The following is a 14,218-nucleotide window of genomic DNA, read 5'->3' as shown; positions in this document are numbered from 1 at the left end:
AGCTCCGGCGGCTTCTGATGTTGCGTCAGAACCTTTCGGGAATGTGCCTGAAGGGATAATCCGATTCTTTGTACCCCCCCGGTTTCTGCCGCTTGGGCAATGTCACTTTCTCTCGCGGCACCTCTTTGTAGGGGATGCGACTGAGCAGATCGGAGATGATATTGAGCCGCGCCCGACGCTTGTCGTTCGAGTTGGCCACAAGCCACGGGGCGTAATCGGTATCGGTCGCTTCGATCATGTCGTCCCGCGCCCGGGAGTAGTCATACCAGCGACTGTAGGACTTGAGGTCCATCGGCGACAGTTTCCAGATCTTGCGGCCGTCGACAATGCGCGCCTCCAGGCGTCGGGTCTGTTCTTCCTGACTGACATTCAACCAGTACTTGAGCAGGATCACGCCAGAACCGACAACTGCGCGCTCCACCAACGGCACAGCTTTGAGGAACTTGTCGACCTCCTTGTCCGTGCAAAACCCCATCACCCGCTCGACGCCGGCGCGGTTGTACCAACTGCGATCGAAGATCACCACTTCGCCGGCCGCCGGCAAATGTGGCAAGTAGCGCTGCATGTACATCTGGCTCTTCTCACGGTCAGTCGGGGCCGGCAACGCGATCACACGAAATACCCGCGGACTGACCCGCTCGGTCAGCGCCTTGATGGTGCCGCCCTTGCCCGCACCGTCACGGCCTTCGAAGATGATGCAGATCTTGATGCCTTCGGCCTTGACCCATTCCTGCATTTTCACCAGTTCGATATGCAGGCGGCGCAGTTCGGCAAGGTAGTCCTTGTTTGACAGTTTTTTATGTTCGTCAGGTTTTTCTCGGGGCGAGTCTTTCTTCTTTCCCTTTGCCATGACCAGACCTCTCGGGTTGGAGCGACAGCCAGGCTCGTTGGCATTGCATGACCTGGAACCGGAAAGTTTAGTCATTTATCGCAAAACGCAAGCAAACGGGCGGTCACGCTCAGGCAACGTGCTTATTGCGAAAAAGCCTGTGCAGTTTTTGACGGAACGCCAATCGCCAACCATTCTCCATCACGGCGCAGCGTCCGATATCGGCCGTTGATGCCTCGCTTGTTGCAAACCTGCCATCTGGATGTGGGGAAGAGGTCATGCACAGTTCGCTCTTGCGTGCCGCGTCGCTCATGCTCGCCTTGAGCGCTGCACCGCTCTTGTTGCAGGCCGCCGATGCACCTGCGGCCCCGGCGGCTGCCACCGCTCCGGCCAAAGATGCCGTGTTTACCACGGAGCAGCTCGACCAGATGCTCGCGTCGATTGCCCTGTATCCCGATCCACTGCTCGCACAAGTGCTAATGGCCGCCACCTATCCGGGAGAAGTCGCCGAAGCCGCGGCCTGGTCCAAGGCGCATCCAGACGCCAAGGGCGATGACGCTGTCAAGCAAGTGGCCAGCCAGACGTGGGACCCGAGCGTGCAGGCATTGGTGGCATTCCCGCAGGTCTTGGCGACACTGGGGCAGGATCCGGTCTGGGTGCAACGTCTGGGGGACGCCTTTCTGGCTCAGCCTGACGAACTCATGGCGGGTGTTCAGCGCTTGCGGCGTCAGGCCCAGGCGGCGGGCAATCTGCAAAGCAATCAATATCAGAATGTGACCGTGCAGAACGTAACGCCGCCCATCTCTGCCGGGACAACCAAGCCGGCCGACAACACGACCATCATCATTCAGCCCGCCGATCCGCAGGTGGTCTACGTCCCGACTTATAACCCGACCACCACCTACGGCACCTGGCCTTATCCGGCCTCCCCGCCGGTGTATTACCCACCGCCACCCGCTTACTACCCGGGTCAGGCGCTGGTGGCCGGGCTGGCCTTCGGTACGGGCGTGGCGGTCGTCGCGTCGTTGTGGGGTAACTGCGACTGGGGCCATAACGACATCGACATCGATGTGAACCGTTACAACAACATCAACGTCAACAACCGGATCACCAACAACCAGAACAAGTGGCAGCACAACACCGTGCATCGCGATGGCGTGCCTTATCGTGACAACCGCAGCCGCGCGCAATTTGGCCGTCAACTGGATGGCGCAGCTCAGCGTGATGCCTATCGCGGGGACAACGCGCAGCGGGCGCAGGCCCGGGAGCGAGCCCGCAGTTCGATGGACAGAGCCGGTATCGAACGCCCCGCCACCAGCAATCGGGAAGCCCGCAATCAAGTCCGCGAAGCGCAATCCGCCCATGCCGGCAACCGAATGCAAGGTGGTGCAGACAGACCCAGAGTCGCCGACCGCGCTCAAGGCAACACGCGGGAAGCGCGGCAGCCAGGCTTAAATCAACGTGAAACCCGTGCGTCTCAAGCCCGACCCGCAGCGGGCAGTGCGCGCAACAACGCCTTCGCCGGCGCACGCTCTCCGTCACAGACCCGACTCCAGGCTGACCGCGGCCGGGCCAGCCAGATCTCCGCGCAACGTCCCAACGTCTCACGCGCCGCCGGACATCAGATCAGCCGGCCATCCGGCGGGGGAATGCGTCAGAGAGGAGGTGGCCGTCGATGAACATTCATTCTCTGGTCAAAAGCTGCCTGACCCTCGCGGCCGGCCTCGCATTGTCGACCTTCGCCTCGGCCCAGCAGGTATTTCCAACCCCGGAAAAAGCCGCTGACGCCTTCGTCGAAGCCCTCGGTACGCAACACGCCGACCAAAAACGCCTGACCGAACTGCTGGGCGAGGAATGGCACAGCTTCATTCCCCGCGAAGGCGTGCAGCGCAGCGATGTCGATGCCTTTCTGCAGCAATACCGCGAACAGCACACTCTGGAAAAGACCGGCGACAGCAAAGCCGTGCTCTCCGTCGGGCCCGATCACTGGACGCTGCCCATCCCGCTCGTCAAAGACAAAACCGGCTGGCGCTTCGACATGAACGCCGCCCAGGTCGAAATCCGCGCCCGTCGCATCGGCCGCAACGAACTGGCGGCAGTGCAATCGGCGCTGGCCTACCACGACGCCCAAATGGACTACGCCTCGGAAGACCGCGACGGCGACGGCGCCCTCGAATACGCACAGAAAATCTTCAGCTCCCCCGGCAAACACGACGGCCTCTATTGGCCAGAAGACGACACCAACCAGATCAGCCCCCTCGGCCCCGCCTTCGGCCAGGCCATCAACGACGAAGACTGGCACGGCTACCACTTCCGCATCCTCGACGCCCAAGGCCCGTCAGCCCCGGGCGGCGCTTACAGCTATCTGATTGGAGACAAGATGAGCCGCGGGTTCGCCTTGATCGCCTGGCCTGCGAAGTATGCCGACACCGGGGTGATGAGCTTCATGATCAGCCATGAGGGCCAGGTGTTTCAGAAGGATCTCGGGCCGGATGGGGAGAAAGTGGCGAAGGCGATGACGCGGTTTGATCCGGATGATAGTTGGGAGGTGGTGGATTTGGGGGAGAAGTAGCTCGGGTATCGAGGTGCGCAGGATCAGAAACGAAAAAGCCCCGTAGCTTCTCAGCTACGGGGCTTTTTCTATGTATGGCGGAGAGATAGGGATTCGAACCCTAGGTACCGGTGAAGGTACAACGGATTTCGAATCCGTCCCATTCGGCCACTCTGGCATCTCTCCAACGGCGCGCATCATAACAACACTTTCGCTGAATGGGAAACCCCTAAACGAAATTTTTTCCGTGCTATCAGATGCTTGCGTCGATTAAAGCGGTACGCCCAGACGGTTGGCGACTTCTTCGTAGGCTTCGATGACGTCACCGAGGCCCTGGCGGAAGCGGTCCTTGTCCATCTTCTTCTTGGTGTCCTTGTCCCACAGACGGCAGCCGTCCGGGCTGAACTCGTCGCCCAGGACGATGGAGCCGTCGCTGAACACGCCGAATTCAAGTTTGAAGTCCACCAGCAGCAGGCCTGCGTCGTCGAACAGTTTGCTCAGGACTTCGTTGACCTTGAGCGACAGTTCTTTCATGCGCGCCAGTTGCTCGGCGGTGCCCCAGCCGAACGCCACGACGTGGGATTCGTTGATGAACGGGTCGCCCTTGGCGTCGTCCTTCAGGAACAGTTCGAAGGTGTACGGGTTGAGCTTCATGCCCTCCTCGACGCCCAGACGCTTGACCAGGCTGCCGGCGGCGTAGTTACGCACGACGCACTCGACCGGGATCATGTCGAGTTTTTTCACCAGCACTTCGTTGTCGGCCAGCAGTTTGTCGAACTGGGTCGGAATGCCGGCCGCTTCGAGTTTCTGCATGATGAAGGCGTTGAACTTGTTGTTCACCATGCCTTTGCGGTCGAGCTGCTCGATGCGCTTGCCGTCGAACGCCGAAGTGTCGTTGCGAAACAGCAGGATCAAGCGGTCAGCGTCGTCGGTCTTGTAAACCGATTTGGCTTTGCCGCGGTAGAGTTCTTCACGTTTTTCCATGATGGGCTCCGCTTGCTAAGTAGATGGGCTAGGCGATGTGGCGCCAGTCGAGCCCTGAATCTTGATCGGCCAGTTGCAGCCAGTCCGGGTCGCACCCGAGGGTGTCGACAAAACATTGCCGGGCCAGCTGCGGCAGGTTGTTCTTGCTGCTCAGATGGGCCAGGACCAGATGTTGCAGGCCTTGCCAGCCCAACTCGGCCACCAGGAATGCCGCCTGATGGTTGTTCAAATGTCCCAGCTCGCCGCCCACCCGCTGCTTGAGAAAGTACGGGTAATGACCACGGGCCAGCATGTCTCGGCAGTGATTGGACTCGATCATCAACGCATCGAGATCCCGATAACCGTCCAGCACCCGCTCGCAGTAAGAGCCCAGGTCAGTCAGCAGGCCGAAGCGCCGCTCACCGTCACTGAATACGTACTGGGTCGGTTCCTGCGCATCATGGGCCACGGCAATGACCCCGATGTTCAGAGCACCGATCTGCAGTTGCTCACCACCGGTCACGAAACCGGCAGGTTCAATCGGTTTGCGCATCCCGCGCAGTGTGCCGCGACTGAGGTAGACAGGCAGATTGTAGCGCCGAGACAGCAAACCCACGCCATGCACGTGGTCGGCATGTTCGTGGGTTACGAGTATCGCGCTCAGTTGCGCCGGGTTCACACCCAGGCGCAACAGGCGTTTTTCGGTTTCCCGCAGGGAAAAACCACAATCCACCAGCACATACGTATCAGCACTGGCGATCAGCGTGCCGTTCCCTTGGCTACCGCTGCCGAGAACGGCAAAACGCATTGGATCAGCCCAGGTTGTCCTGAATCACGCTCAACACTTTGCGGGCCACATCGGCCGGCGCAACGGTGTTGATGTTTTTCTCGACGGTCACCTGAACGTTCTCGCCGACCTTGCTCAGGCGAACCTGATAACGCTCGGCACGGGCTTCAACTTCTTCCTTGGTCGGCGCGCTGCCGAACAGGCTGCTGAAGAAACCAGGCTTCTCGTCTTTCTTCTCGGCCTTTTCGGACAAGTTGATGTAGTAGAGACCCAGGCTGCGGTTGATGTCTTCAACGCGCCATTCGCCCTGCTCCAGCGCACGACCGACGCTCGACCAGGCACGATCCAGGTCCGTACCGACGTTCAGTACCGGGTTGCCGCTGCCGTCTTCGCTCAGGCTGACACGGCTTGGGGTGTCGAAATCACGCGAAGCCAGCATCGACACCGAACCACCCTTCTCGGAGGTACGGCTCATGCTCGCGAGCATGTCGTCGACCAGCGCAGCGTCGAGACCGGTGTTGACCGAACGGTTGGTGAAATCGACATTGGCGGTGCTGCCGGCAGGACGTTCGGCGCTGACCACATAGACTTCACTGGTGTTGCGCTGCACGCCCGGCTCGATGCGCACCCGCACGCGGGTTTCGCTGTCGGTGCTGACGCCGGCGGCGCTCAGGCGCTTGGCCATGGCGGCGGACAGTTCGTCGGAATGCTGCCAGGTTGTGGTGAATTCGCCGGTTTGCGGGCGCTGTTCATCCAGACGGAAACCGTTGTCCTGGAAGTACTGCACCGCCACTGGCCAGACTTCGGCCGGTGGGTGCTGGGCCATGACCCATCGCGAATCGCCGCTCTTCTGCAGCGAGTAGTCGCTGGCATCGGCAACGGTCGACAGCGGTTGAGGACGCGGAACGATGTATTCACCCTTGGCGGTGTCGTCGGCCACGTTGCGCGGGATCGGCAGCAGCGGATCCAGGCGCTTGGAGGTGCTGACGTCCGGTGGCAGTTGCATCGGTGCAGTCTGTTGCGCTTCCAGGTAATCGCTACCACGGTCACGGAAATAACCTTCCGGGCCCCAGACCCATCCGCAGCCACTGGTGCTGGAGATAATCAAGGCAAGTGCGGAAAGTCCGGCCATTCGCTTCATGCGTTGTACTTCCTCAATTAAACCAGGACGTTGCACTGGCGCAGGGCCGAGCGCAGCGTTTCATGACAAGGAGCGCTCAGCCAGGTCAGCGGCAGGCGGATGCCTTCGTGCATCAGGCCCATTTCGACCAAAGCCCACTTCACCGGAATCGGGTTGGCTTCGATGAACAGGTCCTTGTGCAGCGGCATCAGTTTTTCGTTGATGGCCCGTGCGGTCTCGGCGTCGCCCTTGAGCGCGGCCTCGCACAGGTCGGCCATTTCGCGCGGGGCGACGTTGGCGGTGACGGAGATGTTGCCTTTACCGCCCAGCAGAATCAGCTCGACTGCGGTCGGATCATCGCCGGACAGCACGATGAAGTCCTTGCTCACGCCGTCGATGATCGCCTTGGCGCGTTTCAGGTCGCCGGTCGCTTCCTTGATGCCGATGATGTTCGGCACGGTGGACAGGCGGATCACGGTCTCGGCCTGCATGTCGCAGGAGGTGCGGCCAGGAACGTTGTAGAGAATCTGCGGGATGTCGACCGCTTCGGCGATGTGCTTGAAGTGCTGGTACAGGCCTTCCTGGGTCGGCTTGTTGTAGTACGGAACTACCAGCAGGCACGCATCGGCGCCGGCTTCCTTGGCATTGCGGGTCAGCTCGACCGCTTCGCGGGTCGAGTTGGCACCGGTACCGGCGATCACCGGAATGCGACCGGCAACCTGTTTGACCACGGCTTTGATGACGGCGATGTGTTCTTCTACATCAAGGGTTGCCGACTCGCCGGTGGTGCCGACCGCGACAATGGCATGGGTGCCGTTCTTGAGATGGAAGTCCACGAGTTTGCTGAGGCTGTCCCAGTCAAGACGCCCTTGTGCATCCATGGGTGTGACCAGTGCCACCATACTGCCCGCAATCATGAAACCGCTCCTGCCGGAAAAAGAGAGCGGTAATGGTACTGGCGCCAAGATGCTTGCACAAGCGAAGTACTGTGCCGCCATTCCCCTTGGCGCCGCTTTTCGCTACCCTTCAGACTTTGATCGGTACTGATCAGCTTGTACGCCGGGTTCCAGTCTCCCGTTTCGGCCTCCCGGGCCCCGTTCCAGTGTCGTTGCCGTACGCTTCCTTTTAATGGAGCCGTAGCGCCACACGAATCGGGCCTTCCGGACAGTCATTGCCCCGGCAATCAACGCCCTCTCCCTACCGACCGCTCATCGCTTTAGGAATGCTGCATGTCCACCCCCACAGTTCGCGAACAATTCCTTGTCATCAGTGCCCTCGGCGCCAATCCCATGGAGCTGACCAACGTCCTGTGCCGCGCCAGCCATGAAAACCGCTGTGCGGTCGTCACTTCGCGCCTGACCCGCCACGGCGAGTGCAGCGCGCTGGTGCTCGAAGTCTCGGGCAGCTGGGACGCCCTGGCCCGCCTCGAAGGCAGCCTGCCCGTGCTGGCCAAGCGTCATGCGTTCACCGTCAACGTGGTGCGCAGCGCCGCCCTGGAAAACCGCCCGCAAGCCCTGCCGTACGTGGCTTACGTGTCTTCGGCGTACCGCCCGGACATCATCAACGAGCTATGCCAGTTCTTCATGGATCACAACGTCGAGCTGGAAAACCTGACGTGCGATACCTATCAGGCACCGCAGACCGGCGGCACCATGCTCAACGCCACGTTCACCGTGACCCTGCCCGCCGGCACCCAGATCAGTTGGCTGCGCGACCAGTTCCTGGATTTCGCCGACGCCATGAACCTGGATGCACTGATTGAACCGTGGCGCCCACAGAACCCAATGTAAGGAAGCTTTCATGGCCGTTGTCATCGACCAACCGGTTACGGATTTCGAAGCGCCTGCCACCAGCGGGCAGACTGTCAGCCTGTCGGCCCTCAAGGGCAAGCAAGTGGTGATCTACTTCTATCCGAAGGACAGCACCCCGGGCTGCACCACTGAAGGTCAGGGTTTTCGCGATCAATACGCAGCATTCAAGGCTGCCAACACGGAAATCTTCGGGATTTCCCGCGACAGCCTGAAGTCCCACGAGAACTTCAAGTGCAAGCAGGAGTTTCCGTTCGAGCTGATCAGCGACAAGGACGAAGCCGTCTGCCAGCTGTTCGACGTGATCAAGCTGAAGAAACTCTACGGCAAGGAATACCTGGGTGTTGATCGCAGCACGTTTCTGATCGACAAGAACGGTGTACTGCGTCAGGAATGGCGCGGTGTGAAAGTGCCAGGACATGTCGATGCAGTGCTGGCTGCTGCTCAGGCGCTGAACAAGGCCTGATTTTTCTGCGTCGACCTTACTGACGCCTTCGCGAGCAAGCCCGCTCCCACAGTTGACCGAGGTCTAATGTGGGAGCGGGCTTGCTCGCGAAGGGGCCATAAGAGCCAACAAATAATCCGGTTTCTAGAGCAGTGGCGCCACCACTGGCTCCTTGCGCGGCCACGCATCAAGCACAGCCTTGAACAGCGTCGCCAGCGGAATCGCGAAGAACACTCCCCAGAATCCCCACAACCCGCCGAACAACAGCACCGCGCAGATGATTGCCACCGGATGCAGGTTGACCGCTTCGGAGAACAGCAACGGCACCAGCACGTTGCCATCCAGGGTCTGAATGATCCCGTACACCGCCATCAGATAGATGAACTGATCGCTCCAGCCCCACTGGAACAGCGCAATCAGCAGCACCGGCACGGTCACCACCACCGCCCCGACATACGGCACCACCACCGACACGCCTACCAACAGAGCCAGCAACGCCGCGTAGTTGAGTCCCAGCGCGACAAATGCGATGTAAGTCACTCCACCACAAATCACGATCTCGATGACCTTGCCGCGAATGTAGTTGGCGATCTGCCGGTTCATTTCCTCGGCCACCCGAGTGATCAGCGCCCGCTCACGCGGCAAATAGCCGCGCACCCACTCGCCGATCATTGCCCGATCCTTGAGGAAGAAGAACACCAGGATCGGCACCAGCACCAGGTAGATCATGATGTTCACCAGCAGCGGCAAGCTCGACAACGAGAACGTCAGCGCCCACTGGCCAAACTTGCCGATCTCGCCTCGCGCCGCTTCGATCGCTTGCAGCACCTGCTCGTCGGAGACCAGATGCGGATAGCGCTCCGGCAGCAACAGCAGCAGCGATTGCCACTTGGCGAGCATCCCCGGCAATTCGTTGAACAGCGTGATCAACTGATGCCAGAGCAGCGGCAGCACCACGACGATGAACACCATCAGCACGCCCATGAACAGCGCAAACACCAGACCGACCGCCGCGCCGCCGGGTACGCGCAGGCGTTCGAGCGTGACCACCAGCCCCTGCATCAGATACGCCAGCACCATCCCGGCCAGCACTGGCGCGAGCATTCCGCCAAGCGTCAGCACAGCGGTGAAGGCGAGAAACAGCAAAACCGCCAGCACCACCGCTTCCTCATCGGAGAAGTAGCGCTGAATCCAGTCGCGCAACACTTTGAACATCAATTTTCCTTAAGTCATTTACGCGGTCGGTTTCAGGCTTTTTTCAGCCAGTAACGGTAGACACCCGCCTCGTCTTCTTCACGCAGCAGCGTATGACCGGCCAACTTGGCAAAGGTGCGAAAGTCGCGTTGCGAGCCGGCATCCGTGGCAATCACCTTCAGCACCGCGCCACTGGGCAGCTTGTTCAGCTCCATTTTGGCTTTGAGCAACGGCAACGGACAATTCAGGCCACTGGCGTCCAGTTCACAGTCATGGGCTACAGCGTCGGTCATGCGTTACTCCGGATCAGGTGGTCAGGCTGCCTAGAATATCTGGTCGCAAGCCCGGTGTCCGGCTACAGTAAGGTCTTTGTCGACTAAGGCTTTGTGCATGACTTTTTTGCGCCCTACCCTGCTGACGCTCGCTTGCCTGCTCGCCTCACCGGGCTTCGCCGACGACCTGCCGTCACTCGGTGACGCCAGCTCTGCCATCGTCTCGCCACAACAGGAATATCAATTGGGTCGCGCCTGGCTGGCGTTGCTGCGCAGCCAGGTTTCGCAGCTCAACGATCCACAGCTCAAGGACTACGTCGAGTCCAGCGTCTATAAACTGGTGGAAACCAGCCAGGTCAATGACCGACGCCTGGAATTCATCCTGATCAACAGCCCGCAACTGAACGCCTTCGCGGCACCGGGCGGGATTGTCGGGGTCAACGGCGGCCTGTTTCTCAACGCCCAGACCGAGGGCGAATATGCCTCGGTACTGGCTCACGAACTGGCTCACTTGTCCCAGCGCCACTTCGCCCGTGGCGTCGAGGCCTCGCAGCGCATGCAAGTGCCAATGATGGCGGCGCTGCTGGCCGGTATCGTGATCGCGGCCGCCGGCGCGGGCGATGCCGGCATTGCAGCGATTGCCGGCACCCAGGCGGCGGCGATTCAGGAACAACGGCGCTTCTCGCGTCAGAACGAGCAGGAAGCCGACCGCATCGGCATCCTCAACCTGGAAAAGGCCGGCTACGATCCACGCTCGATGCCGACCATGTTCGAGCGCTTGATGCGCCAGTATCGCTTCGACGCCAAGCCACCGGAATTCCTGCTGACTCACCCGGTCACCGAATCGCGGATCGCCGACACCCGCAACCGCGCCGAACAGGCCAAACCCGGCGGCATCGAAGACAGCATGCGCTATCAACTGATCCGCGCGCGGGTGCAGTTGACCTACGAAGAAACGCCGGGCCTTGGTGCCAAGCGCTTCCGCGCCCAACTGGATGAGAACCCGAAAAACGACGTGGCTCGCTACGGCCTGGCGATCGCCCAGATCAAGGGTGGCCAGTTGAACGAAGCACGGGAGAATCTCACGCAACTGCTGGCCAAATCGCCGAACGAGATCATCTACAACCTGGCGCAGATCGATCTGGACATCACCAACAACAAGCTGACCGATGCCCAGTCACGGGTCGACCGGATGCTCAGTCAGTATCCAGGCAATTACCCGCTGAATCAGGTGCGCGTCGATCTGCTGCTGAAACAGAACCGCACCGCCGATGCAGAGAAGGCGCTGGAAGGCTTGTTGAAATCACGTCCGGACGATCCGGATGTCTGGTATCAGGTCGCAGAAACACGCGGACTGTCCGGCAACATCATCGGCCTGCATCAGGCCCGTGCCGAATATTTCGCGCTGGTCGGCGATTACCGCCAGGCCATCCAGCAACTGGACTTCGCCAAACGCAAGGCCGGCAGCAACTTCCCACTGTCTTCGCGTATCGATGCCCGTCAACGCGAGCTGATGGAGCAGGAGCGCATGGTCAAGGACATGATGGGTTAAGCCCGTGCCGAGACAAATTCCGGACACAAAAAAACCGCCTCTTTCGAGGCGGTTTCTTTTTACTTCTTGAATAACTGGATCATTCAGCCAGTTTGAAGGTGATGAAGCTGGCACGACCCTGACGCAGAACGCGCATCGACACCGAACGGTTCTTCGGCAGCGCCTTGGCGATCTCGGCAAACTCCTTGGAAGAACCAATGGCCTGGTTGTTCAGGTGGGTGATGATGTCGCCCGGTTGCAGACCGATCAGGGCCGCAGGACCGTCCTGCACTTCCTTGATCACCACACCACCTTTCAGGTCGTAGGTTTTCTTCTGCTCGGCGCTCAGCTCGGCAACGGAAACACCCAGACGATTGCTGTTGGTCTCGGCACCGGATTTCGGCAGGGCATCCAGTTCCTTGTCTTCATCAGGAATGGCGCCGACCGTCAGCTCCACATTCTTGCGCTTGCCGTCACGAATCACTTCGAGATTGGCCTTGGCACCAGCCTTCAAGGCACCCACCAGATGTGGCAGGTCAGCGGACATGACGATCGGTTGACCGTTCATGCTCAAGATCACGTCCCCCACTTGCAAGCCGCCCTTGGCAGCCGGGCCGTCATCCTGAATCTGTGCAACCAGCGCACCGGCCGGCTTGTCCAGACCGAACGACTCCGCCAGATCCTTGTTCACTTCCTGGATGACGACGCCCAGCCAGCCACGGCTGACCTTGCCACCGCTTTTCAGCTGATTGGAAACGTCCATCGCCACGTCGATCGGAATGGCGAACGACACGCCCATGAAGCCACCGGAACGGGTGTAGATCTGCGAGTTGATCCCGACCACTTCACCGTTCAGGTTGAACAGAGGGCCACCGGAGTTGCCCGGGTTGATCGGCACGTCGGTCTGGATGAACGGCACATAGTTTTCGTTCGGCAGGCTGCGGCCGACGGCACTGACGATGCCTTGGGTCACGGTATGGTCAAAGCCGAATGGCGAACCGATTGCCACGACCCACTGACCGGCTTTCAGATCTTGGGATTTGCCAAGCTTGAGCACTGGCAGATCCTTGCCTTCGATTTTCAGTAGCGCCACGTCGGAACGTGGATCGGTGCCGATCAGCTTGGCTTTCATTTCACTGCGATCTGCCAGACGAACGAGAATTTCATCGGCATCGGCGATCACGTGGTTGTTGGTCAGGATGTAGCCATCCGGCGAAATGATGAAGCCCGAACCCAACGACTGCGCTTCACGCTGACGATCACCACGCGGAGAACGCTGTTGCGGCGGCATGCCGCGCTCGAAGAACTCGCGCAGCATCGGCGGCAAGCCTTCCAGGTCAGGCATCTGCTGGTTCACTTTGCGATCCGGCAGTTTTTGCGTGGTACTGATGTTCACTACCGCAGGCGAGGCCTGTTCAACCAACTGGGTGAAATCAGGCAGGTTGGCCGGGCTGGCTGCTTCAGCCGCCTGGACTGCAGGAACAGCCTGACCGAGCACCAGCACAGTGGCGAAAATGGAGAGATAAGACTTCAAGCTTGGTATCGACATACAGCTCCCGTTACGACGAGCAGGGTTAAGCGATATGGAGCAAGGAACACCGGAAACCACAGGCCGGCATTTTTGTTCCGGGAACAACAAACAAGGCCAGAGCCGTGAGGCTCTGACCTATAAAAAATTTTCGGGTGTTTTGCAAATGAAAATGCTCAGCAATCATTTCACGTCTCGACGACGAAGTGGAGATAGCTGGAATCAGCTCACTGCTTGCTGGTTGCAGCGCCATCATTGCGCATCGACAGGGCAATCCGTTCGGCGGTCCCGATCGGAATCTCGCCGACCACCGTGACCATCATTTCGCCCTGAGGCGTTGTCAGACGGCGGGATACGGCAACGGTCGGGCCCAGTTGAGTCCGGGTATCGGTGACGGTTGCGCCGTTCAGCGGCTCAAGAAATACGGAGAAACGGGCGAGACCATCGTCATACAACAGGCTGTTGACCTGTGTCTTCGTTTCCGGATCCTTGTGCGAGGAACTGCTGGTAAGTTCGAAACCAGGAGGCAGCCAGTCGGAACGCCAGACCTGTGCGGTCTTGACCGCAGAAGCCTTGTCGCTGTCGAGAGTGACTGTCTTGCAATCGGAGTTGGCTTGCAGATCTTTATCGGACGGGACTTCAGACGTATCCAGCCGCGTGAACTGGAATCTTTCGAGTAACTGTCCCTTGTCGTTCAACAGCAGCGACTTGAGCGGCAGACCCGTTTCCTTGTCCAGATGCAGTTCGAATCCGTAACGGTGCTGATCCCGCGGCGTCAGCGATACGATCACCGCTTCACGCCCGGCTACGCGCGACTTGCCTATGACTGCAAGGTCATACCAGTTCTTCAGCTTTTGAGGATCGAGAGGACGAGCGGCGGAATTGGGAGAGTCTCCCAGACCCGCAATCAGGGTGCCGCTGACGCATTGAGTATGCCCATCAATGCGCACGACTTCCTGAGCCGAACCGTCGAGCTGAAGCAAACGCTCGCGGACCTGGCCATTCTGGACGCGATGCCAGATGTTATGGGTAGAGAAACTACCGTTACGCTCGTAAACGAATGTGCCGTGAAAGCTTTGCTGCTGCTCGGCCTGGCCCAGGCGGGTCAACCAGGCCTGAGCCTCGTCGGCGTGGGCTGGAACAATGAACCAGCCGCTGAGCAGAAGCGAAAGTAGAGGTATGGCGCGCAT

The 14,218-nt window shown here is 59.9% G+C and carries 14 protein-coding genes and 1 tRNA gene; 5 read left to right on the top strand and 10 right to left on the bottom strand.

What is annotated here, in order from left to right; genetic code table 11:
• Positions 1-25: 25 nt before the first annotated feature.
• The gene (ppk2, locus tag QR290_RS08355) at positions 26-850 is read right to left on the bottom strand and encodes a polyphosphate kinase 2 (protein WP_115076892.1); all 825 of its coding nucleotides are present in this window, start codon (positions 848-850) and stop codon (positions 26-28) included.
• A gap of 257 nt (positions 851-1,107) precedes the next feature.
• Between ppk2 and QR290_RS08350 the strand changes: the two genes are divergently transcribed.
• The gene (locus QR290_RS08350) at positions 1,108-2,508 is read left to right on the top strand and encodes a DUF3300 domain-containing protein (protein WP_115076891.1); all 1,401 of its coding nucleotides are present in this window, start codon (positions 1,108-1,110) and stop codon (positions 2,506-2,508) included.
• On the top strand, positions 2,505-3,401 hold the full coding sequence (locus tag QR290_RS08345) for a DUF2950 domain-containing protein (RefSeq protein WP_115076890.1): 897 nt from the start codon (positions 2,505-2,507) through the stop codon (positions 3,399-3,401). Before QR290_RS08350 ends, QR290_RS08345 begins: the two co-directional genes overlap by 4 nt.
• Positions 3,402-3,476: 75 nt before the next feature.
• Here QR290_RS08345 and QR290_RS08340 read toward each other — a convergent pair.
• The 5 genes from QR290_RS08340 to dapA form a co-directional block, all read right to left on the bottom strand.
• Positions 3,477-3,566: transfer RNA gene (locus tag QR290_RS08340), tRNA-Ser, on the bottom strand.
• Positions 3,567-3,650: 84 nt separating this feature from the next.
• Complete coding sequence (purC, locus tag QR290_RS08335) at positions 3,651-4,364, bottom strand: phosphoribosylaminoimidazolesuccinocarboxamide synthase (RefSeq protein WP_007958019.1); 714 nt, start codon at positions 4,362-4,364, stop codon at positions 3,651-3,653.
• Positions 4,365-4,392: 28 nt separating this feature from the next.
• The gene (locus QR290_RS08330; RefSeq protein WP_007958017.1) at positions 4,393-5,151 is read right to left on the bottom strand and encodes an MBL fold metallo-hydrolase; all 759 of its coding nucleotides are present in this window, start codon (positions 5,149-5,151) and stop codon (positions 4,393-4,395) included.
• 4 nt (positions 5,152-5,155) lie between these two features.
• Entirely contained in the window at positions 5,156-6,271 is a 1,116-nt protein-coding gene (bamC, locus tag QR290_RS08325) for an outer membrane protein assembly factor BamC (RefSeq protein ID WP_064383102.1), read from the bottom strand.
• Between the two features lie 17 nt (positions 6,272-6,288).
• Positions 6,289-7,167 carry a 4-hydroxy-tetrahydrodipicolinate synthase gene (gene dapA / locus QR290_RS08320; protein WP_085683177.1) on the bottom strand — a complete coding sequence of 293 codons (879 nt, stop codon included), beginning with the start codon at positions 7,165-7,167 and terminating at the stop codon, positions 6,289-6,291.
• Between the two features lie 312 nt (positions 7,168-7,479).
• Here dapA and QR290_RS08315 point away from each other — a divergent pair, with 312 nt between their 5' ends.
• The gene (locus tag QR290_RS08315) at positions 7,480-8,040 is read left to right on the top strand and encodes a glycine cleavage system protein R (protein ID WP_007958014.1); all 561 of its coding nucleotides are present in this window, start codon (positions 7,480-7,482) and stop codon (positions 8,038-8,040) included.
• A 10-nt stretch (positions 8,041-8,050) separates the two neighbouring features.
• Positions 8,051-8,524 (top strand): peroxiredoxin, encoded by a 474-nt coding sequence (locus QR290_RS08310; RefSeq protein WP_064594118.1) that lies wholly within the window; start codon positions 8,051-8,053, stop codon positions 8,522-8,524.
• 123 nt (positions 8,525-8,647) lie between these two features.
• Here the strand turns inward: QR290_RS08310 and QR290_RS08305 are convergent, their stop codons facing one another.
• Positions 8,648-9,718 (bottom strand): AI-2E family transporter, encoded by a 1,071-nt coding sequence (locus QR290_RS08305; protein WP_007958012.1) that lies wholly within the window; start codon positions 9,716-9,718, stop codon positions 8,648-8,650.
• 32 nt (positions 9,719-9,750) lie between these two features.
• Positions 9,751-9,990: a sulfurtransferase TusA family protein gene (locus tag QR290_RS08300; protein ID WP_007958011.1), complete on the bottom strand. Its 240-nt coding sequence runs from the start codon at positions 9,988-9,990 to the stop codon at positions 9,751-9,753.
• Between the two features lie 97 nt (positions 9,991-10,087).
• Here QR290_RS08300 and QR290_RS08295 point away from each other — a divergent pair, with 97 nt between their 5' ends.
• Positions 10,088-11,521, top strand: coding sequence for a M48 family metalloprotease (locus QR290_RS08295; protein WP_115076889.1), 1,434 nt, complete (start codon positions 10,088-10,090; stop codon positions 11,519-11,521).
• Between the two features lie 79 nt (positions 11,522-11,600).
• On the opposite strand, the gene QR290_RS08290 is transcribed toward QR290_RS08295, so the two are convergent.
• Entirely contained in the window at positions 11,601-13,049 is a 1,449-nt protein-coding gene (locus QR290_RS08290; protein WP_085747221.1) for a DegQ family serine endoprotease, read from the bottom strand.
• 206 nt (positions 13,050-13,255) lie between these two features.
• Complete coding sequence (locus QR290_RS08285; RefSeq protein WP_289204702.1) at positions 13,256-14,218, bottom strand: MucB/RseB C-terminal domain-containing protein; 963 nt, start codon at positions 14,216-14,218, stop codon at positions 13,256-13,258.

Origin of the sequence: Pseudomonas fluorescens, from assembly GCF_030344995.1 — a bacterium.
Lineage (GTDB): Bacteria > Pseudomonadota > Gammaproteobacteria > Pseudomonadales > Pseudomonadaceae > Aquipseudomonas > Aquipseudomonas fluorescens_BF.
The sequence above is the reverse complement of the archived record's forward strand: the minus strand, read 5'-3'. Positions and strand labels throughout refer to the sequence as shown.

Coding starts and splice junctions, on each gene's coding strand:
- ppk2 (WP_115076892.1), bottom strand. CDS start 850: ATGGCAAAGGGAAAGAAGAAAGACTCGCCCCGAGAAAAACCTGACGAA.
- QR290_RS08350 (WP_115076891.1), top strand. CDS start 1,108: ATGCACAGTTCGCTCTTGCGTGCCGCGTCGCTCATGCTCGCCTTGAGC.
- QR290_RS08345 (WP_115076890.1), top strand. CDS start 2,505: ATGAACATTCATTCTCTGGTCAAAAGCTGCCTGACCCTCGCGGCCGGC.
- purC (WP_007958019.1), bottom strand. CDS start 4,364: ATGGAAAAACGTGAAGAACTCTACCGCGGCAAAGCCAAATCGGTTTAC.
- QR290_RS08330 (WP_007958017.1), bottom strand. CDS start 5,151: ATGCGTTTTGCCGTTCTCGGCAGCGGTAGCCAAGGGAACGGCACGCTG.
- bamC (WP_064383102.1), bottom strand. CDS start 6,271: ATGAAGCGAATGGCCGGACTTTCCGCACTTGCCTTGATTATCTCCAGC.
- dapA (WP_085683177.1), bottom strand. CDS start 7,167: ATGATTGCGGGCAGTATGGTGGCACTGGTCACACCCATGGATGCACAA.
- QR290_RS08315 (WP_007958014.1), top strand. CDS start 7,480: ATGTCCACCCCCACAGTTCGCGAACAATTCCTTGTCATCAGTGCCCTC.
- QR290_RS08310 (WP_064594118.1), top strand. CDS start 8,051: ATGGCCGTTGTCATCGACCAACCGGTTACGGATTTCGAAGCGCCTGCC.
- QR290_RS08305 (WP_007958012.1), bottom strand. CDS start 9,718: ATGTTCAAAGTGTTGCGCGACTGGATTCAGCGCTACTTCTCCGATGAG.
- QR290_RS08300 (WP_007958011.1), bottom strand. CDS start 9,990: ATGACCGACGCTGTAGCCCATGACTGTGAACTGGACGCCAGTGGCCTG.
- QR290_RS08295 (WP_115076889.1), top strand. CDS start 10,088: ATGACTTTTTTGCGCCCTACCCTGCTGACGCTCGCTTGCCTGCTCGCC.
- QR290_RS08290 (WP_085747221.1), bottom strand. CDS start 13,049: ATGTCGATACCAAGCTTGAAGTCTTATCTCTCCATTTTCGCCACTGTG.
- QR290_RS08285 (WP_289204702.1), bottom strand. CDS start 14,218: ATGCGCGCCATACCTCTACTTTCGCTTCTGCTCAGCGGCTGGTTCATT.